Annotated in this window: 25 protein-coding genes; 12 read left to right on the top strand and 13 right to left on the bottom strand. The window is 56.8% G+C overall.

Annotation, left to right across the window (positions count from 1 at the left end):
- Positions 1-28 precede the first annotated feature (28 nt).
- Together NXC24_RS11805 and NXC24_RS36240 are read right to left on the bottom strand one after the other, a co-directional pair.
- Complete coding sequence (locus tag NXC24_RS11805; RefSeq protein ID WP_104823458.1) at positions 29-1,861, bottom strand: sigma-70 family RNA polymerase sigma factor; 1,833 nt, start codon at positions 1,859-1,861, stop codon at positions 29-31.
- A gap of 345 nt (positions 1,862-2,206) precedes the next feature.
- Positions 2,207-2,461, bottom strand: a complete 255-nt coding sequence (locus tag NXC24_RS36240; RefSeq protein ID WP_104823457.1) for a transposase — start codon at positions 2,459-2,461, stop codon at positions 2,207-2,209.
- A gap of 235 nt (positions 2,462-2,696) precedes the next feature.
- On the opposite strand from NXC24_RS36240, the gene NXC24_RS11795 reads away from it, so the two are divergent.
- Positions 2,697-3,251: a hypothetical protein gene (locus NXC24_RS11795; protein WP_158704466.1), complete on the top strand. Its 555-nt coding sequence runs from the start codon at positions 2,697-2,699 to the stop codon at positions 3,249-3,251.
- Positions 3,252-3,575: 324 nt separating this feature from the next.
- On the opposite strand, the gene NXC24_RS11790 is transcribed toward NXC24_RS11795, so the two are convergent.
- The 3 genes from NXC24_RS11790 to NXC24_RS11780 are packed head-to-tail and all read right to left on the bottom strand — an operon-like array spanning position 3,576 to position 4,584.
- Positions 3,576-4,007 (bottom strand): hypothetical protein, encoded by a 432-nt coding sequence (locus tag NXC24_RS11790; RefSeq protein WP_104823455.1) that lies wholly within the window; start codon positions 4,005-4,007, stop codon positions 3,576-3,578.
- Positions 4,004-4,408: a hypothetical protein gene (locus NXC24_RS11785; RefSeq protein WP_104823454.1), complete on the bottom strand. Its 405-nt coding sequence runs from the start codon at positions 4,406-4,408 to the stop codon at positions 4,004-4,006. Before NXC24_RS11785 ends, NXC24_RS11790 begins: the two co-directional genes overlap by 4 nt.
- Positions 4,405-4,584 carry a hypothetical protein gene (locus NXC24_RS11780; RefSeq protein WP_104823453.1) on the bottom strand — a complete coding sequence of 60 codons (180 nt, stop codon included), beginning with the start codon at positions 4,582-4,584 and terminating at the stop codon, positions 4,405-4,407. Before NXC24_RS11780 ends, NXC24_RS11785 begins: the two co-directional genes overlap by 4 nt.
- A gap of 404 nt (positions 4,585-4,988) precedes the next feature.
- Between NXC24_RS11780 and NXC24_RS11775 the strand changes: the two genes are divergently transcribed.
- The 5 genes from NXC24_RS11775 to NXC24_RS11755 all read left to right on the top strand — a co-directional run bounded on the left by NXC24_RS11775 (position 4,989) and on the right by NXC24_RS11755 (position 9,011).
- Positions 4,989-5,711 carry a hypothetical protein gene (locus tag NXC24_RS11775; protein ID WP_104823452.1) on the top strand — a complete coding sequence of 241 codons (723 nt, stop codon included), beginning with the start codon at positions 4,989-4,991 and terminating at the stop codon, positions 5,709-5,711.
- 41 nt (positions 5,712-5,752) lie between these two features.
- A complete protein-coding gene (locus tag NXC24_RS11770) occupies positions 5,753-6,652 on the top strand; it encodes a hypothetical protein (RefSeq protein WP_104823451.1) in 900 nt (299 codons plus the stop codon).
- 46 nt (positions 6,653-6,698) lie between these two features.
- Positions 6,699-7,772 (top strand): hypothetical protein, encoded by a 1,074-nt coding sequence (locus tag NXC24_RS11765; RefSeq protein WP_158704465.1) that lies wholly within the window; start codon positions 6,699-6,701, stop codon positions 7,770-7,772.
- A gap of 233 nt (positions 7,773-8,005) precedes the next feature.
- Positions 8,006-8,359 carry a hypothetical protein gene (locus NXC24_RS11760; RefSeq protein WP_104823449.1) on the top strand — a complete coding sequence of 118 codons (354 nt, stop codon included), beginning with the start codon at positions 8,006-8,008 and terminating at the stop codon, positions 8,357-8,359.
- A 25-nt stretch (positions 8,360-8,384) separates the two neighbouring features.
- Positions 8,385-9,011 (top strand): hypothetical protein, encoded by a 627-nt coding sequence (locus tag NXC24_RS11755; protein WP_104823448.1) that lies wholly within the window; start codon positions 8,385-8,387, stop codon positions 9,009-9,011.
- 3 nt (positions 9,012-9,014) lie between these two features.
- On the opposite strand, the gene NXC24_RS11750 is transcribed toward NXC24_RS11755, so the two are convergent.
- Positions 9,015-9,212 (bottom strand): hypothetical protein, encoded by a 198-nt coding sequence (locus NXC24_RS11750; RefSeq protein WP_158704464.1) that lies wholly within the window; start codon positions 9,210-9,212, stop codon positions 9,015-9,017.
- A 110-nt stretch (positions 9,213-9,322) separates the two neighbouring features.
- On the opposite strand from NXC24_RS11750, the gene NXC24_RS11745 reads away from it, so the two are divergent.
- A complete protein-coding gene (locus tag NXC24_RS11745) occupies positions 9,323-10,009 on the top strand; it encodes a hypothetical protein (RefSeq protein WP_104823446.1) in 687 nt (228 codons plus the stop codon).
- 418 nt (positions 10,010-10,427) lie between these two features.
- Here the strand turns inward: NXC24_RS11745 and NXC24_RS11740 are convergent, their stop codons facing one another.
- Positions 10,428-12,242, bottom strand: coding sequence for a DNA cytosine methyltransferase (locus tag NXC24_RS11740; RefSeq protein WP_104823445.1), 1,815 nt, complete (start codon positions 12,240-12,242; stop codon positions 10,428-10,430).
- Positions 12,243-12,668: 426 nt separating this feature from the next.
- Here NXC24_RS11740 and NXC24_RS11735 point away from each other — a divergent pair, with 426 nt between their 5' ends.
- The 4 genes from NXC24_RS11735 to NXC24_RS11720 all read left to right on the top strand — a co-directional run bounded on the left by NXC24_RS11735 (position 12,669) and on the right by NXC24_RS11720 (position 17,639).
- Positions 12,669-13,403, top strand: a complete 735-nt coding sequence (locus tag NXC24_RS11735) for a DUF4365 domain-containing protein (RefSeq protein WP_245463845.1) — start codon at positions 12,669-12,671, stop codon at positions 13,401-13,403.
- A gap of 6 nt (positions 13,404-13,409) precedes the next feature.
- Positions 13,410-14,525: a hypothetical protein gene (locus NXC24_RS11730; RefSeq protein WP_104823444.1), complete on the top strand. Its 1,116-nt coding sequence runs from the start codon at positions 13,410-13,412 to the stop codon at positions 14,523-14,525.
- A gap of 64 nt (positions 14,526-14,589) precedes the next feature.
- A complete protein-coding gene (locus NXC24_RS11725) occupies positions 14,590-15,234 on the top strand; it encodes a hypothetical protein (protein ID WP_104823443.1) in 645 nt (214 codons plus the stop codon).
- Positions 15,235-15,950: 716 nt separating this feature from the next.
- On the top strand, positions 15,951-17,639 hold the full coding sequence (locus NXC24_RS11720; RefSeq protein WP_104823442.1) for a flagellin: 1,689 nt from the start codon (positions 15,951-15,953) through the stop codon (positions 17,637-17,639).
- An 18-nt stretch (positions 17,640-17,657) separates the two neighbouring features.
- Here the strand turns inward: NXC24_RS11720 and NXC24_RS11715 are convergent, their stop codons facing one another.
- Complete coding sequence (locus NXC24_RS11715) at positions 17,658-18,416, bottom strand: helix-turn-helix transcriptional regulator (RefSeq protein ID WP_158704463.1); 759 nt, start codon at positions 18,414-18,416, stop codon at positions 17,658-17,660.
- On the bottom strand, positions 18,391-18,972 hold the full coding sequence (locus NXC24_RS11710; RefSeq protein ID WP_104825126.1) for a recombinase family protein: 582 nt from the start codon (positions 18,970-18,972) through the stop codon (positions 18,391-18,393). Before NXC24_RS11710 ends, NXC24_RS11715 begins: the two co-directional genes overlap by 26 nt.
- Before the next feature lie 333 nt (positions 18,973-19,305).
- On the opposite strand from NXC24_RS11710, the gene NXC24_RS11705 reads away from it, so the two are divergent.
- Positions 19,306-19,833, top strand: coding sequence for a hypothetical protein (locus NXC24_RS11705; protein ID WP_104823440.1), 528 nt, complete (start codon positions 19,306-19,308; stop codon positions 19,831-19,833).
- Positions 19,834-19,916: 83 nt separating this feature from the next.
- Here NXC24_RS11705 and NXC24_RS11700 read toward each other — a convergent pair whose 3' ends face one another.
- From NXC24_RS11700 to NXC24_RS35080, 4 genes are all read right to left on the bottom strand, one after another.
- Positions 19,917-20,243, bottom strand: a complete 327-nt coding sequence (locus NXC24_RS11700; RefSeq protein WP_104823439.1) for a hypothetical protein — start codon at positions 20,241-20,243, stop codon at positions 19,917-19,919.
- Positions 20,244-20,258: 15 nt separating this feature from the next.
- Positions 20,259-20,852, bottom strand: coding sequence for a hypothetical protein (locus NXC24_RS11695; protein WP_104823438.1), 594 nt, complete (start codon positions 20,850-20,852; stop codon positions 20,259-20,261).
- Positions 20,853-20,931: 79 nt separating this feature from the next.
- On the bottom strand, positions 20,932-21,147 hold the full coding sequence (locus NXC24_RS11690) for a hypothetical protein (protein WP_104823437.1): 216 nt from the start codon (positions 21,145-21,147) through the stop codon (positions 20,932-20,934).
- Positions 21,148-21,530: 383 nt separating this feature from the next.
- Positions 21,531-21,929, bottom strand: a complete 399-nt coding sequence (locus NXC24_RS35080) for a hypothetical protein (protein WP_158704462.1) — start codon at positions 21,927-21,929, stop codon at positions 21,531-21,533.
- Positions 21,930-22,064: the final 135 nt, after the last annotated feature.

The raw sequence follows: 22,064 nt of genomic DNA, 5'->3' as shown, positions 1-22,064 counted from the left end.
ATAGTGTGATTTGGCCCACTGATTGACCTCACGGATCCAAGTATGATCGCAGTACGCGACTGCGAGAAGGATGTTTGAGCTTTCGTAGTGCTTTTGCTTCGATTTGGCGTATCCGCTCTCTGGTGACGTCGAATACGTGACCAACCTCTTCGAGGGTGAGTTCCACCTCATCAAAAAATCCGAAACGCATCCTAAGGACTCGTTCCTCTCGCGGAGTTAAAGTCATGAGGACTAAGCTTGCTGTCGATCTGAGCTCATTCATCAAGGTGATATCGAACGTCTCATTCACAGACTGTCGAAGCGAATTTTCCTCGATCACGTGGCTTGTGATGCGTGGGAGACAGAGAAGTCGTTTGGCCTGAGTGACCGTAACATCGATACCGGCCGATATCTCTTGCACGTAAGGCTTCCGGTTGAACTCGGCCCGGAACTGCTCGATGAACCGATTAAACCTTCCGACATGGGTGACAAGATGTACAGGGATGCGAACCGTGCGCAATTTGTCCGATAAAGCCCGAGTGATTGCTTGGCGAATCCACCAGTTCGCATAGGTTCCAAACCGGGCACCGTTCTTAGGATCGAACTTTTCGACCGCGCGGATCAGACCGATGTTACCTTCTTGAATGAGGTCCTCGATGGGCATCCCCATTTTCTGATATCGCCGCGCGATCCAAGGAACCAGCTTCAGGCCCCCTTCTATCGCCAAATCTCGTGCTCTAAGATATGCGTCAACTTTCTTCCGGAGGTCACGGCGTTCGTTACCGCGGGTTTTCCAATCCTCGCTCTCGAGCTTTTTCATAGCTTGAGCCAAGAGCACCTCGTCCGAGTCCGGGGCTATCTCTTCCTCTCGCGAAGGTATTTCCTCATCCTCGACGTCCTCATCCTCAACCGCTGCCGCATAATCATCCGAGTTCGCTTGCGTTGATGGGTTGGGCTCAAGTTGCATCTGCCTCGCTATGATCAGCAGATCATCCTTGGCCTGCGTCAATCGAGCAAAGATGCGCGCCTCGCGTTCGGCGGTGAATACACGGGATTGTGCTATATTTGCGATGTAGGAATCGGCAGCGTCCGAACCGGTCTCGATGAGACTGTTGAAGTTCTCGGCGAGTTCACGTGCCGCCGCCGAGTTTCGGAATATTTCCGTGCCGCTATCGTAGAAGTCCCTGAAGACGGACTCGGAAATAAGGCGAATATCCGCTGCCGCCAGAACATGCAGAAGGGTACGCCTTTGATGGCTAGTGTATCCCTGTGATGCTAAAATGACGCTCCTCTTCGTCGTTACGCCTGACGACAGGGCCGCTTCGAATAGTCGCAGCAATCCGGGTGACACATGCACAGGGATGTAAGATTCTGAAGCGGAGGGCAGCACTAAGTCAGCAAGCTGCCACTCGTCATCGGTTTGCTGGAACCGATGATCGCTTATTCTATCTTGTATCGCCTTCAGCGTGTTGTCTGGATCACCGATGGCAGCGGGTGCCTCGAACGACTCCTCGGCCATCCAGAGGGAGTCTTCGTCGCCCTGCAATTCAATAACTGGCGTGGGGTCTGCTTCCGCAGGTCGCGGGAGCAGCGTGGTTCGTATGAGAGCAGACAGATCCTTCCAGCCTTCACGTTCGGCAATGTCGGCCGCGCACGCGCCGCCGGGCTCCGTGATCGAAGGATCTGCTCCCTCTGCTATGAGAAGCTCGCAAAGATCGCGCCGCCCCAGTCGAGCCGCGATCATTAGTGGCGTGTGGCCGTGGTTATCCACCCCATCAAGCGGGGCACCCCTTCTAAGATGCAGGACAATCGCAGGCTCTTCTCCCTTGACGAGAGCCAAGCGAAATAGAGGAGAGATTCGGCTACTCTGTTTGTTTAACATTCTAAAGACGCGATGGATCAAAGATCATCGCGAATACCCCCAATGCGCCCACCCCGTTCTATCGGCGAAGGTATTAATGATTCTCGGTTTAGGCTAGCGAGATTTTCAGAAAACCAATCATAAGATGCAGCAGTAACCTTCAATTCTCGGCCAATGCTCGTCAAGGAGACCACTTCTTTTATCTGTCCTTGCACTGCTGGTTGTCGTCATCGACAAGCCGTTCCTCGAATTCATGTCGAGGATGGCGCATCAGTCGCACATCTCGAACTACGATCGTCCGGATCGTGGTGCGATTCGAAGAAGAGTCTGGGTACGATAAGGCGAAGCTGATTATCGATGAGGCGATCAATAAGTCTCTTGATAATGCCGTGAACCACGCGCACGGCCAAGGAGCAGTGGCCGCTCGGGCGCCTCGGTTTGGCCGATGACCGACTTATCGATCACATTCTCGATGACGGCCTTCGGCCCGTAGCGCCCCGCGACCTCGTTCACCGTCACGCCCGGTCGCAAACTCTCCGACACGATCCGTGGCTTGACCTCGTCCGGCCATTGGCGATTCACGTCGCGACGTGTTGCGAGAACCTCCAACGTAGTCTCCATGGAGAACTTGCTCGCCGCTTATCCATGGTAACTGGATCACAGGTCAGGCGACTGCGGGCACCTAGGGCAGAACACCGGTGTCTTGTAACAGTGCTTGCGCCCGGAGGCTTGCGATCAGCTACATGGACAAGTGTTCGAGCCGTCCAGAAAATCGGGCCCGGCCTTTCTCGCCCTTGCTTCATGCAACCGGTGGTCAGAACATCATAGTGATCGCGGCAAAGGAGCGGGACGAAGCATGACAATGACACAGAACGGCAGCCGCCCTCATTATAATCTGCATCAGGGACCAGGTTTCCCTTCTGGCCGTCGCTGCATAGGGAGTGTCTACGAATGGCGGCCTTTGTTGATGGCGTTCGAAAGATTTCGACGGATCGAGTTGCTAGATCATGCGGAGGCTCTGTATCTGCTGTCCGATCTCGTCCTGCATCAAAAGGAGCGGCTGCCGGCCGCTTGCACAGGCAGCATTGTGCTGAACGGAGTTCCGGAGGTCGGAATTTTTCTGGATGCCTCGCTGCTCTCGAACCTCGCGTTCGGCTGCAGGGAATTGCTGCTGATGGTGAAGCATGATCGTTTCGGTGCCTTCCGTGGAACTCTATGCGATGGTTGGCAATCGAGATACGGGCACGAACCTCTGCTGAGCGACGACGAAGATCACGCCGTCAGATCGGTTGCCAGCAAGATCATTAGCCTCATGGACAACGATACCCCAAGTATGTACGACTTCGCCTCCGAACCGATGGCGGCTCTCCCAACGCCGGCAGCGACAAGAACCCCATCGACCTCGATATAGCAGCAGTCCATGCCGTCGGAGATCGGATGGGGCTGGCGGGGATCCGGAAAGAACCGCCTGACCGGATGCTCGGTCATGATGACGATGTCGAACGATCGTGTGGCTTCGTCGACCGATGTCGGTGCCCCTGCGAACGAGCGGCGGAACTGGGACGCGGCGCATGCTCGTCGTTGTCGGCGATGTCGAAGGTCTTACGGGCATTCGCTCTCGTCTCAGATCAGTGTCTGAAGAGGAGCGTCACCTGGTCCCCTGCAAGCTTCGGAACGAATGGCAATGAGAAATGAAAGCCCCCGGTATCGGGGGCTTCAAGGTTCCGAGCGCGGCTCAGACTACGCGCAGGCGCCCTTGCCCAAGGACAACGTCAAGCACCTCCTGAAGGTCGTGGAGGTATTCTTCGGTCTGCAGTTTATCCGCGACGTCGTAGCAAGACTTGCCCGCACCGAGGCTGAGTGTGACCGCGATCGCTCCCTGACGATCGTCACGGTGAGCGTCGATGTACGCTTCGGTCGCGATGATCATGTAGACGATGTCGACTCCCTGTGAGCGATCGGGGTCGCGCCACAGGCAAGCGAAAAGCTCGTCCTCGTAGGGCACGGATCCGACGACGTGCGGTTGCGAATCCAGCCAGTCACGGGACTGGAGCGTCATCTCGCGGATCCACCCCTCGTCGCAGCCAGTCCAGACGGGGCCAGAAAGGCGGAAGCGGAACTCGTGATCTACGAGAGGCATACGCAGCGCGGTATCGATGTCGCTCATGCTGCTGCTCCTTCTGCGCAATGGCGGTCTCCAATAAGGCGCGGGTGTGCGGCACGCAGCATGCCGACCAAGGTCGACGGCGACGCCCAGTTGTGGATCAGTTCCTGGACCGCCAGCGAAAGCTCCGCATACGACCTCGACGAGCCGAAGGCGTGAAACAGTGCGTCTTTTTTTGCTTCGTGCGGGAGTTCGACGACATCGCCGAAGCTGATGCGCACACCCAGTTCACCGTCCACGTCGATATAGGACCACAAGGCGATAGAAGCCTGCCGCATGGTCGCGTTCGAGCTAGGGAACCAATGGCGCATCTGAAGCTCAAGCGCGAGCTGCAGAAGACTGGAGTCCACGTAGGCGACGAGCTCCGCCAGGCTCTCCGGAGAATCCTCGAAAAGATGGCTCATTCCGACACCTCCACGTTGGAGGTCGCGTTGAGCGGATCGGGCATCGTCAAGACGTTGCGAATGAAGCGCTCGAACGCCTCATTGCTGACGCGCTCGATACGGGTCTTGCCTTCTTTCAGGTTGGTCGAGCTGAAGTAGCGCTCACTGCCGTATGTAACGAAGTCTGCAAGGTACACTGTACTGATCCTTGTGCTGTTGAGTACGCACATAGGAACACCGGACCACGTCGCCCCTGTCAACACTTTTTGGCGGGACGGCGCTCAGAAAAAGCCGTTTTATAGCAATGGCTTACGATGTGTGGTTTTTCGGCACTCGCGGATATATCCGTGATATTTTTTGGCGCTTGTGAACTCGTTTTGCCGTCCCCCCTGATAGGATAAGACCCGGATCCGCTGCCCCCGCTGCCGTCCAATTTCTCCAACTCGTCATCGACCATCGGCGCACCTTCTTCGCATTCGATACGACAATGGTGTGCGCCCGATGTGCCTACGCAAACGCCGGCGGAAATTCATGCTTCTGAAAGCGTGTGGTGATACGCGTTCTGCAATTCGAGGTAACCGTACAACGCAGGGGGCTGTAGATGAGTGGGAATGGTGTGGACGCGAAGGCAGTGGGAATGAAATTACGGGCTGGTGACGGCAAACTGATCATAGAGCTCTCGGATTTGCTGCACGGCGACATCCTCCTCTACAAACCGAGTTCTGCACAGCTCCACCAAGCCGCGATCTCTCGCTCTACCAACAGCCCTTACACGCACGCGGCGATCTACGTCGGGGATGGGGAAATTGCGGAATCCAATGTTCCAGGCGGAGTGAAGAAGAATCCTGTCGAAGGAATCCTTGATGGGGCGGAATACGTTGCTGTTCTACGAAGCCAATGCGGGTTCGGCGGTGATCGACCGCGCCGCCTGAAGGAATTCGTCGACGCGGTCGTGAAAGAGGCGAGATTCTACGACGTCGCCACCGCTGTCCGTTTTGTTGCGAAGAGCCGCGAGTACTTCGCAGGACAGTTGCAGTTCGTCAGCGAGAACTACAGCAAGTACTCGACTACAGAAGAGTATGCGCAGAAAAGGTTCATCTGCTCGGCCTTCGTGGTCGCGTGCTACACCGTTGTTGGGATCATCGACAGCAGTGCGCAGGTGGCCTACGTTCCCGAACATTTCTCTCCGGGGCACCTTGCGACGGACAGCTCTTTCGGCTGGCTGCTCGGGTATCTCGTTCCAGAGGGTGTCACGGTTCCCGGCGATGATCCGTGCCGCTTCAAAGGGGCGTGGATCGACATCGGCACTGAATGGTGGAAATGAAGCATGATGAACGACGCGCAAGCGCTGACTAGGAGCGGCCTATGGGATCGATGAGCGAGCTGATGATCGAGCAATGGGCCGCTGAACCCGTCGATATCGAAGTCACCTTTCTTTGCCCTCATTGCGGCCATCCTGCAGCAGCGTGGCTGAAGGTTCCGGGGGACGATCACGACTACGCCGAGGAAGTGTCGTGCCTGAATCCCGAAGAGGATCACGAGTGGACCGTTAGGCTCCGCAAGAGGAACGGCATCCGCACGGCCTATCTCGAGGGACAGCCCGGCTTCGATGTCTCCATACACGAACTCGACACATCCGACGACGATTGGGACGAGCCGCTCCCGGAGCCGGGGGCCTATGGCATCTTCCTGGATGCGATGAGGGAATGGAAAGCGAATGTCAGCGCATTAAGCGAACTTGACGGCGGCAGCAGTCGAAATCGCATGCTGTTTGGCACGTTGTATTCCATCATTGAAGCCTACTTCGCTGACGCCATCATCGGATCCGCGCTCGCGGATGTGAAGGTGCAGCGGCAACTGATCAAGCTGGAAGCGCTCGGCTTGCACGACAAGCAGCTCAGTCTCGATACTGTCCTCGACAAGCCCACCATCGTCCGCGACATGCTCCGGGCGACGCTTCAGGGCCTCTCGTTCCACAAGCTGATCCTCGTCAGCCGCATCTCGGAGACGGCATTCGGGAAACCGATCCTGCCGAAGGACAAGGATGACCGCGCACTGGCCGTCAGCTCGGTGCAGAAGCGACATGACTGCGTCCATCGCAATGGATTCAACACCGACGGAAATAAGCATACCGACATCACTCAGGACTACCTGAGAAAGATGGGGTCGATCTTCGAGGAGATGGCGCAGTCTTTGGAGAACGCGATGCGGGACGCCCAAGCAAAGCGGTTTTTTGAGGACCTCGGGCCGGATAAAGAAAGCTAATCGCTGTAGTGACGCAAACGCTGACAAATTGTGCGAGACTGATTGGATGGAAGTCGAAATGAGCGCTAAAGAGTTCCTGGAGGCGCTAGACGCCTTCCGTGAACGGCATGGCTATAGCTACGAGAGCGCCTTCCGCCTTCAGAGGCTATTTCTGGAAGATCTTGGAACCGTCAGCCACACCGAGTTCCTTCGAAAACTAGATCAGAACGCAGCCTGGAGATCGGTCTACCTTCAGAGCATCATGACATCGCCAGAAGTTCGGTCGTGGGGCCTAGAAGGCAAATCTTTGCAGGAGATTACTGAAGAACTTGCGTTCCCGGCGCGATTTGAAGACACGTTAATGTGGGCTCTTTTCAACGCACTACAATCCGGGGCATCGGCCTTTGCTCAGATGGAGCTCCCCGCCTATCAGGAAGAAAGCACGCTCAACGGATCATTGTTCGGGCAGCTACGCGGCATGTCAATATCGTGGGCGCGCGATATCAAGCCAATTCTGGGTGGAAAGGCAGGTTCAGCCCATTTCTCGAAGATTGACCTTCAGGTGAAGAAGAGAGAACAGGCCACGGGCGGCGACACAGCCGTCTTCATTGAAAGCCAGAATGTCAACGGCGACCTCGCGACAATACCGCTTATACTGCAGGCCAAACGCTTCGCGCGCGAAGATGCTAAAATATCGCAGCGGAATGGCGAAATATACCAGTTTCACACGTTGAGAGACTATTGGCTGCCGACTGCATACATCTTCTTCCACAACAGCAAGACCCGGCGTATCGAGAGGCCATTGCCTCCGCTCGTGAAGAATGTGCACGACATTGCTTACTCCGATACACCAGAGAAAACCTCTGCTCTCACCGACAGCCTTCCGTTGGCAAACTATATACTGCGACTGGTCACAACGGCGCCCAGCAGCCATCGTTTTGTATCCCCCGCCGACGCCGTCGCTGCGATGGCGGCCAATGTGTCTCCAGACGATCTTACGAATGTCATTGTAATCTCTCCGAGCAGCACTGCCGAACTCCGATTCGACGAGGCTTGGAAATCCCATCTCATCGAGAACGGATACATCACTGAGCCCAAGGCTGAGGCAGAGGATGATCCTTCAGATGACTTCGGAATGTGAACTCGCTGACTCCTACGAATCCATCTCGGCGTACGGTCGCGTGTCCTCGACGAGGGAGTCGAATCCTTCCGTCCTGCTCGCGACGGCCCCCTTTTTTCAACATCACATTCTCCCTGTAACTGGGTGCCGTGGTGAGCGCTCCCGTTGCCCAGCGCAAACGCCGGCGAAATCTAACTTGCTGTAGAAGTTGTCGATGACTACTGTTCGACAACTCTGGGGCATTGGGGAATCGAATGACTAATCAGGTCCAACAATCGCAAGCGGCACAGCATGCGGAGATGATTGGCAAGCCACTGTTCGCGATCCTTCTGGTCGTCATATACGGGATCTATCGGATCGTGCAGGAAGGCGTCTGGCCGGCATGGCCTAATGGCACCATCCTGGTTGTCGGCGGCATCGTCTCTGCAGTCTGCATCATCGCCTACATGAAGAGCATCGAGGGCGGCCCCGGAAGAAGCTGGGGCAAGGCCGTCTCTGGCTTTGGCGGTCTGATCCCATATGCCTATTCCCTGTTCGGCGTTCTCATCGGCTACCGGATCCTCAAGTCCTTCTACGACATCACTGAAGTCGTTGCGGCCTCACAATGATGGGTAAAGATAGCCGATGTGCGACATGGGTATCATGGGGTGCTCCTGGCAATGGCTGTCGAATCTTCAAGGAGCGCAGGCCGCCTTCGTGGGGTCTGTCACCGGCTCCTTGTTCGGCATCATCGCGCTCGTCATCGGTGCCCTGTTTAATTTCTGGCTCACACGGCGACGCGATGCGAGGATCCGGTCTGAAGAGTCGAATGCGGTGGCTGCGGCGCTGTTCGGAGAAATCGTGCTGTTCAGGGAGGAGCTTGCTCGAATTGCGAAGCTGGTTGCAAGCTTCGAAGCGAACCATCGCGAATTCGATGCACACTTCCTCGAGCGGATCCATCTACAGGATCCATCGCTCTACAAGGCTCTTGCTGGAAAGGTTGGACTCCTTGATGCCCATGTCTTGCTTGCGATCGTAACGTTTCACAACAATGTCCAAGCAGTGCGAGATTGGCTTCCACAGCTCGTGGAGAATAAAGAACGCAAGTTCAGCTACAGCACGATGACGGTTCTTGAACCTGCAATCGAGGGTATCGAAAACATCTTCCCCACACTCAAGATCCTTGCCGCCAGAATGGGCGTTGCGCCTCCGAAGGAAAAGTTCGACCTCGGCTACGCATATGCAATTCTGGAGACTGAGCGGGATAGATTCGCAAACTGAGGGTCAAGAGCGTCCGATGACGACGCCTGCGCTATAGTCGCGGTGCTCGCGATACATAATTATGCGCCCCGGAAGTGCGGTGGCCTGCCAGCCTGCCGGAAGCACCGAGAGGACGGCGGAAATGACTTCCCGCGTGGTCGCCGGCTTGATTGCAAAAGGCGGCACGATGTTGTCGGTCAGATCGGCGTGAGGCTTGGGCAAGTCCTTTCTCGCCGATCGCCGGAGCTTGATCCCCGGCTCCATGCAACAGGGATAGGTTGTACCAGCCGCGCGTATCGATAAGATGCGTTGTGGGGCTTTTGGGGGCGGTTATGTGGGAACTGATTGTTGAAGCGTTCGACATGAATTCGTACGGAAAGGCGGATCTGCTACCTGCCTCCGTGATACTGATGCTTGGTCTTTTTTGGGCGACTTTTGTTCCTTATCGGGCTTCGTCGGAGTATGGAATCAAGCCGTTTGCATCCATACTACGCGCAGTAGGCGTCTTCTTCGCGATGATGCTCGCACTAGAGCTGAATGACGCCGATTACAGGTTGGTTGCGGCTTGTATTGGCCTTCTCGCTGTCGGCGCCGCAACGTCACCCTGCTTTGTGGTGTCTCCGCCAGTATCGAAAGATGAACAATCGAACGGGATCATCAGGTTCCTCCACAATGCCGGTGAGCGTTTTCTGGACAGCAAATTCGCCGCGTTCATTGCTCTTATCGTAGGATCACTTATCACCCTGACACTCGGGTTCGATGTTGCCATTTGGTGCACGATGGCGCTCGCCGGCATCCTACTACTCGCGAAAATCGGGAAGACTCATGAGGGCTTGAATACCCTTGAATTCCATCGACGTGGGTATTTCAGGTTCATGGCGTTTATATCAACTGGTCTCATGCTGTACGCGATCTTCTCGCTGACTTCTATAGCGAAGAACCTCGCTCACCTGACCCTCGGCGATTTCTGGTCAGTCTTGGTTCTGGTGGCTGGTTTCCTGTTCGGGGCTTTGTTCTAACCACCCCGCTCCACGATCTGAGCATCATACGATGCCCGCACACGCCCGCCTGGACGTGATATCCGAATAGGATCGGCAACTCGAGCGCATAGAGCTGGTCGATCTCTGCGGGGGTGAAACCCTCCCGGAGCTTCTCGTCCACAAACGCCGTGATCGCACGCTCGATGACTGCCAGTCGAGTGCGGACGCCATCACGGATGACGATGTCGTCGCGTGTCTGCGGTATCATGCCGGCCACCGTCACAGGATTCGTGATATAGGTCATGGCCGGCTGCGCAGGAGCCGGATCCGGGACGATGACGGCAGGAGCAGCAGGCTTCTGCTTGCGAGATGCCATTACGCGTCTCAATGGGCTGCGTGCATGACAATCCTCCTTTGTCGTAGGAAGATTGTTTGTGCCCGCGGCGCGTGAAGCAAGTCAGCCTTCGGGTTCGAGTTCCTCGGGCTCGGGAAGCCAGTAGTCGTCAGGGCGCCACTCTTCTTCGTCACTGGTGCGGCGACGCGGCTCAGGTAGGACATCGAGATGGAAGAACTCGGCGTCGAACACCGTCGTGAGCGCGTCCGGGTTATCCTCTTTTTTGCTGCTGTTGAGGTCGATGGGCCCTTTGAGGATTCGGCGCGGTGTGGTCTGCAACAGGGCGTCGCCTTTCTTCCTAATCCGGAGCTTTCGCGGCTTGCGCTTATGGCCATGTCCGAGGTTCGGCATTTTCGCCGCCTTCGGTGCCCACACCGACGGCGACCACGTCTCGTCGATGTACGCGCGATAATCCGTCAGCGCCTGGATGAGGTCCGATCTCAGTCTGACCGACATGTCTCGGAATCGGACGCCATTCTCAATGCTGTTTTCCAGTGCCTGCAGCTCGACGGCGAAGTTTGCATATATACGCCCGTCGATCATCTTGCGAGCGCGCACGATGTTTGATCGAATATTGTAAACGGCCGCTTTCGTTAGATCAGGGCGCCGTCTATCAATGAAAGCGTTGAACTGATTGTATTCGTATTTACGATGCTCCGTCAGCGCCTTGATCAAGGCCGACTGTTCTTTTTTCGGCAGCTTCGAGAACGCAACACCGGTCTTGCTGCTGCTCTTGAGAGCCTTCAATGCCCCGGCTGTGTCGACATACGGATGATCACCGATAAGCGTTCTCGCACGATCCGCGTCAGCCTGAATCCTTTCGAGATCGTCACGGTACAGATGTGGACGCTGCTCTTTAAGGTGTGCGGCAAAGGACTTGTCCAGCTTCGGCATCGCAAAGGTCTTGTTCAACTTCGTCGAGGCGATGCCGTGATGCCGCTCGAAGATGACCTTCCCGATTCGCTGGACCATCGGAGCCGGCACCGCGTTTGCGACCATCAGGTTGATGGTCTTGTCCGGCCACCCCTCGCGAGCATAAGCATAGGCTTTTCGCTGGAAATTGTACTTGCTTGGGAATCCTTGAATCCGAGCGACCTGCTCGGGTGTCAGGATGTGAGCGTTCTTTAGCTTTCCTTCGTCCTTCGGATGAGCGATGTATCCGTCGCCGGGATGTTCGTGGGTGTTGCGAGCGATAGTCGCGCATGGTTCGTCGATACTCAGTATTCCGCGTCCGTTCGGTTCGCCCGACTTGCCCATCCAGGGACGCGCGAAAAAGCAACCTTTCTCGAGCAACGAACGGTCGTCCGGGAATTTCTCTGGGTCCAGCATGTCCCGGATCGTCATCGGTTTCGGCGTCGCGGCCTCCATGAGGTCATTGAAAAGAAAACCGTCGATCTCATCGAGTCTGCCGATGCAGATATGCCGTTTTCTGCGCTGCGGCACACCATAATCTTGCGCATCCAGTTGAATTTCCGTGAGGCCGTACCCGTGTCTCTTCCACAGGCTCCGCGCCCATTTGTACTCGGACGACTTAGCGGCCTCCGGGACGTTCTCGAAGATGAACCATTCGACGCGCTGCAAGCAGATTATCTGTGCGAAATGCTGAGTGAGCCTAGCGCGATCTGTCTTCTGACGCTTTCCCGCTCTCGAGAAGTCCTGGCATGGTGGCCCGCCAGCGATGAGATCCGGGCGTTCTTTCATCGCAAAACAGGCGGTCGCGATGTCCTTTAGGTCCATCCGCACGGCGTCTTTACCCGCGTGCATCAGGACGCTGTGCTGAGCCTTTTCCTTCTCGAAGGACAGCAGATGCTCCAACCCGGCAGCTTCCAAACCCAATCCCATGCCGCCGGCCCCGGCAAAGAGCTCTACGAAATACATGTCCCACCTCGGTCACGGATGTTTCCCTGATCTGATAGCGTGGGACCATTGAGCCGAAGTAAACGTCGCTGGCGAGATCAACCGCCGTTGAGCGTCTTCAGAGAACGGGGGATCTCGGCTCCATACATTTTTGGCAGATCGGCTACCGGAATGGCCTCGCTGCGGCGTGGGTCTTCCAGTTCCTCAATTAGGAACTACATCAATGCCAACGAAGACCTGTCCGCGGCGCAATACGACCTGAACCGGATGTCGAGAAACCTTCTATTCCTTCGGTAGGTTAGCGCCAGTGTCGAAGAAATTGAGTCCATACAGCACGAGATGACGGAGCAGGCGCGGGTCTTCGTCAGTGGCGGCCGTGCGCAGGGAAATGGGCGTGGCCGAGTCCTTTGTGGACGGAGATGGTGCAGGTGTTCCGGGAGGGCAGGGATGATGCGGACGGGGCAACGACCGGCGCCCGTTGACGATTTTCAGCTTCTGACTGTAACCGATCGTTCCGCAGCTCCCATGGTCAATACAGAAGGACTCGACTATTGGTTCCATGTCGACGAAATCTCAACCAATTCGAGGGACTATCCCGCAGATCGCATCGCGGGACGAGGGGGAATCTTGCTTACAAGGAACCATGCGCAGGAGGGGCTAAGCCGCGCCTACGTTCAAGCGCTGTCCTCGGCCGCCCGTATATGGTCAAGCATGAAGGACGAGTTCGACTATGGATTCGACGGTCAGTTCGATCTTATTGGGAGGGTGGAAATCGACCCCGCCTCTGGCAAACAGAACCTTGTAAAGGCGGGTTATACGGTCGACTTTCAGCTCAAATGCTCGAAGGATTGGAAGATCGTAGGCGATCACGTCCTCTGGAGCATGAAGTCCAAGGCTTACAACAAGCTTGCAGGCCGTGGTCGCGGAGCCGTCCCCGCAATTCTTATACTGATGTGTCTTCCTGAGGACGAGAATGGCTGGATGGATTTCTCCGAGGACGCGCTGGTTCTGAGGAAGTGTTGCTACTATACGACCGTGACCGGGCCTATGCTGGAGAACGAGAACAGTACGCACCAAGTACGCTTCCCACGCAGCAATCTGCTGAACGTGGCAAGCTTGACTTCGATCCTAGACAGAAATCGGGAGCGGATGGATGCCGCCTTCTCGGCGTTCGGTGAGTAGCGCGCTATGGATGTCACGAAGCAAGCGATCATCCGCTACCTGGTGCGGCGCGGTTGGAAGCAGCAAAGTAGCAGGGACGGCAGACTGATCCGATTGGTGCTTGCCGATGAGGTCGACAGGCCTCCGGTGAACATCTTCTTCTCGGCTGACAGCGTCGGGGCAGATGCTGATGGAGCAGAGATAGCGGCCGCAGCCGAAACCATCCAGCAGATTTATGGCCTCTCGGAGACCGCACTTCGCGCCAACCTCGTATCGCTGACATTCGACAAGATACTTGCCACCGTGCCAGACGACTATCTGAGACATGAGTCGATCGAACTCCGGGCCGCTCGCTCCTACTTGAACGGTATGAAGGGCATCATCGCGGCCTCCGCCACTACCGTTCTGACGGGAGAGCGCTCGTTCCGCCGAACCGTGAAGGAAGCAAAAGACTACGCCGACGGATGTCGGTTCGCTCACACTTTCAAAGGAAGCTTCGGCCTCGCGATCGAGTCCCCTGTCGGCTTGAACAATCAGACAATCATGCCCTTCGCGGAGCCGGAGCTTCCTTTGGGACGTAAGATCGTGCGGAGAATTGCAATCGGTCTGCAGTCTTTGAAGGATTCCTATTCCCAGGATGATCTCGGTCCAATCTTAGCGACTCCGGAGGGCCTCAACGCGAACATGTGCAACGAGATGGTTGGAATCATCGAGGGAACAGGCATTTCTCGCATCGACCTGTCGTTCGTCCTTTCGCCCGAGTGGGAGCCCGACGTCCCGGCGCCGCAGCCGTTCAAGATCGAGAGCCGGTACCGCGACATTCTGAAGGACGCCGCCGCGCGCCTGACAAAAGCTGACGACGATGCCGACGTCTCAATCTTTGGCCGGATCGTCAACCTGCACAACGTCGGCGACCCGTCCGATCTAGTGAGCGATGACGCTGACCGGATCATCCAGGTCAACTGGGATAGTCCGGAACACGGGCTGATAAAGGTGTCCGTAAGTCTCGACCCTGCGAGCTATCTGGCCGCAGTTGAGGCTCACAAGCAGGGGAGCCTCATATCGATCCAGGGTCGGCTGCAACGCAAGGGACGATCATGGGCGCTGCTGGGGGCGAAGGACATACGGACCATGTCGGTCTGATGCTCGCGCAATGGTCCTTCCAGTTGTCTTCGTTTAGAACTGAAACGGAGACGGGAGAATCACGATGGACGAATTCCAGCAGAAGCAGGCGGACTACCACAAGCAACTCGATGGTATCTGGAGGGCAGCCATCCGGAGAGCTTTCGGCGACGATATTCCTCGGTCACGGAGCTGGTCCGATCCCTACGAACTTGCTGATATCCTGCGCCATTTCATGGAAGCGAATTATTCTTACCTCACCCCGAACGGGCATCTCCCGTTAACGGGCGTCCAAGTGCACGAAGATGGCAGAAGGCTGCTCTTCGATCTGAGTGAGACCGGCCAGCTCGAGATGCTCCCCGGCCGGGGGACTTTCGAATACATCGAGAAGTCCCCCATCGAATCCTTCTTCCTACTGGATTTGAAGAGGATGTCTCCGAGCGGAGTCTACGAGGAGGTAGGGCACAACGAAGAGATCCTCCGCGTCGATGGGGAGGACTACGACTATGCCATTGCCGAGCATGGCGTATGGGAATTTGACGAGGACGGAAACGAGGTTCCGGTTCCTGATCACGCGAAGACCGTGCTGCGGCAACTGTCGGGGAAATTCCTGATAGTCTCCAAAGGCAGCATGTGGAACCAATCGGACAAGACGTGGGCGGGCGTGCACGCCACAATGTCAGCAGCGGAAATTCGGGCGGACATCGAGCGCGCTCTTGCTGAAGAGTAGACGGCGAAATCCAAGCTATGCCTGAAACATTTGCCGGGAATCCGAAGCATGAAGCATGACTTGCGCGACGTGCACCGTATCCCCCCAAATGGGTGTACGACACCTACGCGGCTTCCGATGGTCAAAAGCCGTATTTCGCGCGGCGGATCGTGAAAGCTTTCTGACCGCCTTCCAGTAGGTTCTTCACAAGATCCTTGACCTTCGCTACCTCGATCGATCCACACAACTCTTCCGCGTGACGGTTCGTTCGACTCCGCCGTCAATAACCGATTGGAGACCGATAATCTGTTCGGCGTCGCCGAGAACCGGTATTTTGGCGTTATGGCTCGAGAAAATGAACCGTCGCCGACGTTTCTCCAATCTCATGGCTGGCACGCTGCTGTCGGCGATGAAGCGGTTGTCCTAGGTCGCCTTCGGGCTGACCGACGAAGAGCTGCGCATCGGATTGGAGCAGAAGGAGTAGCAGGACAGCGGTGGCCTTTGGGCAGTCGACAGTTCCTCGAGCTGTTTCCACGTCTGGAATCCTTCCGGCCCGACGTTCAACTCGACGGCCGCTTCTGCCGGAAGCTCGCTTTAATGGGTAACATTTCAGGGGGATTTCCCCCTGCCGCATTGTGGCGCTTGTTAACGCTCCCTTGACCATATTCACGCACGGAGTTTCCGCCCCTGGCTCATGACGATGCCCCTGTTCTCCAGTTCAATTCCAGCGGCATTTCATGACGACCATTAACACGAACACTTCAGCTATCGCAGCGCTTCAGACTTTGCGGATCATTTCCGGGACACTGGAAAGAACGCAGGCTGAGGTTTCTTCCGGGCTCAGAGTGGCAACGGCATCGGATAATGCCGCCTATTGGTCCATTTCGACCATGATGCGGTCGGATGCCCGTTCCATGTCAGCGGCCCAGGATGCGATGGCTTTCGGAGCCGCGAAGATCGACACCACCTATGCCGGCATCGAGGCCACCATCGAAGTGGTCGACGCATTCAAGTCCCGGATCGTCGCCGCTATGGAATCCGGAGTTGACAGGACGAAGATCCAGGGCGAACTGGAACAGCTCAAGCAGCAGGCGGTCTCGATCGCAACGTCGGTGAGCTTCAGTGGCCAGAACTGGTTGAACACGGACATTGCTGACATCTACGACCAGTCCAGCAGCCGCACCTCCCTCACGACAGGATTCGTCCGCCAGGGATCATCGGTCAGGGTCACCACTACGGATGTCGGTCTTGCCGGATTGTCTCTGTTCAACACTACGGGCGGCGGCCTTCTGGAGAAGGACGACCGCAGCCCAGGCACGATCGGTGGTCTGCGCAATACAGACACCTTCACCTATGGCGGCGGAGCCATCCAGAGCTTCACGTTCGATGGCCCGCTCGTCTTCACCGACGACTCGACCGCGATCACCTTCCAGATGGTTCTCGATGCCGACGATCCGTCGAACACGACCTCTCCTGGCGGCGGGACTACCGTGAGCGTGACGCTGAACCGGACCCTCATGGATCAGGTCTACCCGACCCTGAACGGAATGATCTCCTCGCGCGACCAGTTTGCATGGCTCGTGCGCCAGGCGATCATTCCGCTGGGAGCGCAGTTTGCCAGCCAGAGCGGGACGACCGACGGATACGCGCTCCTGTCCCTCGAGACCTCCGGGCTAACGGGATCGTCCATCCAAGTGCTCAATGTCTCCTCGACGCTGGCTGACGGAAAGACCGGCGGCCTTGCGGCGACCGGAACGGACTATGGCTCGCGCCCGGCGGTCGTCAGCTACTGGGACGGACCATTCAACGTCCATAGCACCGCGCAGATCTATGTCCCCATCAGGATCAACGGCACCATAACGACTCTCGAGATCACCCGCGACACAGTAGATCAGGCGCTGGGGACGACGACGGGTGACGTGACCTCGGCCGACGACCTCGCGACAGTCCTCAATGCCGCGATGCAGGCGCAGAATGTCGGCGTGACGGCGACGAATGCAGGAGGCTACATCCTCTACGAAGCGGACGAGATCATTAACAAGGCGTCGGGAAGCAAGACCTCCATCGGCATCGGCCGTGCCTATGACGGATACGGAGACCTCGCGGACTTCGATCTTCTCGATATCGACATCACCTCCGACACCGCCGATCTGGATCGCTATCTGGACGGCGTCGAGTCCATGCTCGGCAAACTGACGAATGCCGGATCGATGCTGGGCTCCCTCAAGCGGAGGAATGACATGCAATCGGAATTCCTCGACACGCTGATGGATTCAATCGACCGAGGCGTATCCCGTCTGATCGATGCCGACATGGAGGAGGCTTCGGCGCGCATGAATGCTCTGCAGACACAACAGCAACTCGCCATCCACAGCCTTCAGATCGCGAATTCGCAACCCCAAGCTCTTCTCAGCCTGTTCCAATGATCCCACCCGGCGCGCTGATCATTGATCGGGGAGGGCGTCCGTCCTCTCGTCGTTTGCACGGCGGCTGACCTGAGTGGCAACTAGCTTCGCCACCAGATGGACCAGGTTCCTCGCCTCAAATCGGTTCTTCAGCCTGTCAATCCGGTGTTCGATCGTCCTTGGCGACAGGTGCAGAAGCTCGGCGATTTCTTTCGTGGCCTGCCCCTCGATAAGAAGCTGGATGATATTATCGTCCGTGATGTCGGTCTTCGCCTCCTGCATCGGAGAAATGAAGAAACGCCCTTCGACCAGGCTGACGCACCAACGGGGTTTCGCGTCGCATTTCTGCGGCAGGATCAGGCGCTCGTAGCCGATCCGGACACCGAGAAGCTTCGTTCTCACCAGGTCAATCGCGGGGCGCTTCGCCTCCAAGGCCCGCGAGTAGGCGGCAATGATCGCATCATCGATAAAGCGTCGGTCGAGGTCACGCAGCGCGGCATCGGGAAACTGCTGCTTCATCCGATCCAGTTGAGGGCTTCTGAATCCGAAGTCTCTCACCCGGCGAAATCGCCAGTCGTAAGGATCGTCGGCTGCCGTCGTGACGACGGAGAGTGCCATTTTGATATTCAGCCGTCCTATCACCGTCGAATAGAGGTTTTCCGGGGAGATTGTCGCGTCGGACTGCAACCACGCATCGATAAGTTCTTGGGAAATCGTGTTGAATGCACTCATGTCTCTATGTCGATGTCTGAAAAGAATGCCCTGAAAATTGTTAGTTGATGCCGTCTGGAACCCCACCGTAAACCTTCGCGATGGCGCGCTTCAAGGTTCGTGGATGGACACGGAGCCGGGAGGCCACCTGCTCCCATGGCTCGCCGCCGCCGATATCCTTGGATGCCGCGATGCATTGTTCGTCGGTCAAGGATCGCTTCCGGCCATGCCGCTGCCCCCGCGCCCGTGCTGCCGCGATGCCCGCGACTGTCCGCTCCCGAATGATCGACCGCTCGAATTCCGCCATCGCCGCCAGAACATGAAAGACCATCCGGCCACCGGCGGACTCCGTGTCGATGTTTTCCGTTACCGAACGGAACCCGATCTGCCTCTTCTGGAGTCTGGTGATGATCTGGACCAGATGGCCGACAGAGCGCCCAAGGCGATCCAGCCGCCAGACCACCAGCACATCTCCCTTGCGCAGCGCTCTCAGGACACCAGTAAGGCCGCACCGCTTGCTCTCGCTCCCGGAAACGCCGTGATCCTCAAATATCCGCTCGCAACCCGCCGCCAGGAGCGCGTCCTTCTGCAAACCGAGATGCTGATCGGTTGTTGAAACCCGCGCATATCCAATCCTTGCCATCCACGAATCCTTCACTGCGATTCGCATTTCCGGATATTTACTTGACAGAAAGGAAGGTTTTCGCAGGGCAAACATTCGGAAACGCGGCGATTTCATTCTCGTAACGATGGCAAGGGGTTAAGCAAGCAACAAACTCGCGGCATTCGCCGTGACAAAAACCTTGGTTTCTATCTCCACGAACTGCGCCGGATTTACAGGCGGGACGCGCAAACGGATAGGGTAATACTACCCTCCGAATTTTCCCCGCGTTTAAGCGCCCGATGGAATCCTTCCAAGCAAACGACGAGTCCCGTCATGGCCGAATGCCCTGCGAATAGGAGAATGGGAAACCCGATGAAATCCCGACCACCGGCCTTTGCGGCCATTGCCGTGTTAGCCGCCACATCGGCCGCAATGCTCTCGCCGACAGCGGCATCGGCCGAAATGTTCGATCACAACGGTTCGCTCATGATCGTGAACTACGATCACAACGACATCCGCTACGACACGCCGAGCGATCGCGCGGGACAGGTGGTTCGCCCCGGTGATCCTGCGTTCACCGGCCATATCCAGCGCCGGGGGGAAATCGAGGGAACGGCCTATGTATACAAGAAGGGCTGCAACGTCGTCTTCTACAAGGTTTCTGGTCGATACGACCCAGCCATTCCGGGCTACGTCATGACGGGTGCCGCCCCCATTCGCGAGAAGAAAGGATGTGGTGTTGCCGGCTACACGATGAAGTCGCCGAACGCCAGGCTGGTCTACGTGGACATTGCGGAGAAGGAAAAGCGGGAGCAGGACGATTACGCCAGGTCGGTCTACGATACCGAGTCCGATCCGAACTGGATGAAGGGTTTCAAGGACCCGACCGGAAAGAAGTAGCGGCAAGAACGGATTGAAAATCGAAACCTGGCTCGCAGGGCAGCGACGGAGATCAGCCGCCGCCAGCCTGGAACCACCCCAGGTCATTGGGCATCGGACATCCTGTCGCGATAGTCCTCGCACCATGCGCGCGATCTGTATCCAATCAATCTGCTCAGGGTCGAGGCATCGAAATAGTCCGGACACACGGAACGAAAGCTTGCCTTCCTGGCCGCTTCCTCTATGCGCGCCGTGCGGGCTTCGTTCTGCTGTAGACGGGCCACGTTGACCGACCATGAGGACCAGACCATCGGTACCGTCGTCGTCGCGATCGTGTATACCGCCATGACCAACGTAACCAGTAGCGGCAGTACAATCACGCTCACCAATGCGATGACGAGCCAGTGCCTACCCGCGCTGTTTTCAGACATGATTTTCATCGCACGTCACACTGTCTTGAGTTGGCGGCCGCCGAATTTTGCTCCAACCCTCGATCGCTCCAGTTCTTTGTGAAGGGCGATGGAATCCTTTCGGACACGGCCCGGCCCATCCAGATGGTTCAGAACAAGAAAGGCTATGGGCGGAATCAGAGCGAGCCAGAATACGTTCCCAATGCCGATTGTAGCACTGGCTGGCAGAACGAACATGAATAGGCCTAGGATATAGGCACCAGGAACCGCCTTCATCATCATCAGAACGTGAGCGATCCTGTTCACTGTCTGATACAGCGTGAAGCAGTTGAGTCCGCGAGTATCGCTTTCGCTCGCGATGAGGTGAAAGACGGACTTTTTCCATGATCGGATTCGTCGGAAATAGAGCGTGCAGGAATTACCGACCTCAATTTCGGGTTCGATCTTTTCGTTGGTCGTGACGCGCTCGAACTTGAGCAGTTCGCCCTTCTCGTCCTCGATGATCAGATAGGCGTAATGCCAGATGTCATCGATGTTGTCCGCCCCATTGCGGCCCATGAAGGTTCTTCCATTGTACTCCTGGATCGTGCCGGTGATCTTGATGATGTTTGGATTGCTCTGGATGGACATTTTTTAACCCCGTGCTTCGGGGACGACGCTGCCATTCTTCGATTAAGAACAACGATAGTGTCAGAGGGGGAAACTACCCTCAATTGCATCCAGCAATCTGCATACAGGTTTGCAATTTCATAAGCTCTTTCCGTCCACGTGCCGTCATGTATACGACGGTTTCCAGGGCAGCACGCCACAGTCTATGATCGACGCCGCCTCCGGAGACACGGTTCTCCACCGGCCATTTCCCCAGCGCTTCCAGGTACGCGAGGCGTGGCGCAAGTGTGTGGATTTCAGCGGATTGTTTGACCATGTCGGTCTCCTCAAGAAGTCGATGTTCCGCCGGAATGCCTGAAAAGATTCAATCGCCAGCGCGTTGCGAGTATTGAATCGGATGTCCGCGATTTGTTTCGACTTATAGCAAGTCGCCCTGCGCGACGCGTGAAGCCTGGCGCCTATATCTGGCGGCCATCTTCAGGACTTCAGCGCAGGTGCTTTCGTCCTGCAGAACGGAACGTACACTGAGCTGCGCCAAGGCATGCCCTTTCGCAGAATCAGAGCGAGAGAAACCGACGCCATTCTGTGCCTTCGCATAGTCCGCGTCCTCGGCGGCGACCGTGGCCAACACGATCAAGGCCTCTTTTACTCTCGGCCCACGAGGGTCGGCAGCAGGTTTCGGCGGGGGGAGGAAACGCCTCATGTCGCACCTCCGTCCTCACTACCAGGAACTCGAGAATCCCGTTTTTTAAAGTGGAAGTAATGGGGGGAGGAACGACCCGGTGCCGGCCGCGTAGCGATGTCTTTCAGCGAATCCAGATCCGAACGGAACTGAAGACGACCACGGGTCTTCTTGCCGGCTTCGACAGGATCAAAGCCTCGATCCACGAGGATTGTCTTCGCGAGATCAACAAGGGCATCGAAAGCGGCATCGCCGTTGGGCTTCCCCCGGGAACGATCGAATGAGACGGCGACCGCTGCAGCAACGGCAACGTCCACGTGCGATGCCTCCGGAGCACCGCGCGCCCTGAGCTTCCCACGGTAGCGTGCCTGCTCCTCGGCATGCGCCTCGCCAGCTTGCGTCTTCGGTCTCGGCATCGTCTCCTCCTGTCCTCACTACGTGAAGCTTACACATCCTCACTACGTGAGGAACAAGCACAGGATCGCTGTCGGCGGCGCATCTCACAAAACCTTGAAAATAAAAGTTTGTTGACGCTGAACATAGGGTGATCC

It is taken from the genome of Rhizobium sp. NXC24 (assembly GCF_002944315.1).
Lineage (GTDB): Bacteria > Pseudomonadota > Alphaproteobacteria > Rhizobiales > Rhizobiaceae > Rhizobium.
The sequence above is the reverse complement of the archived record's forward strand: the minus strand, read 5'-3'. Positions and strand labels throughout refer to the sequence as shown.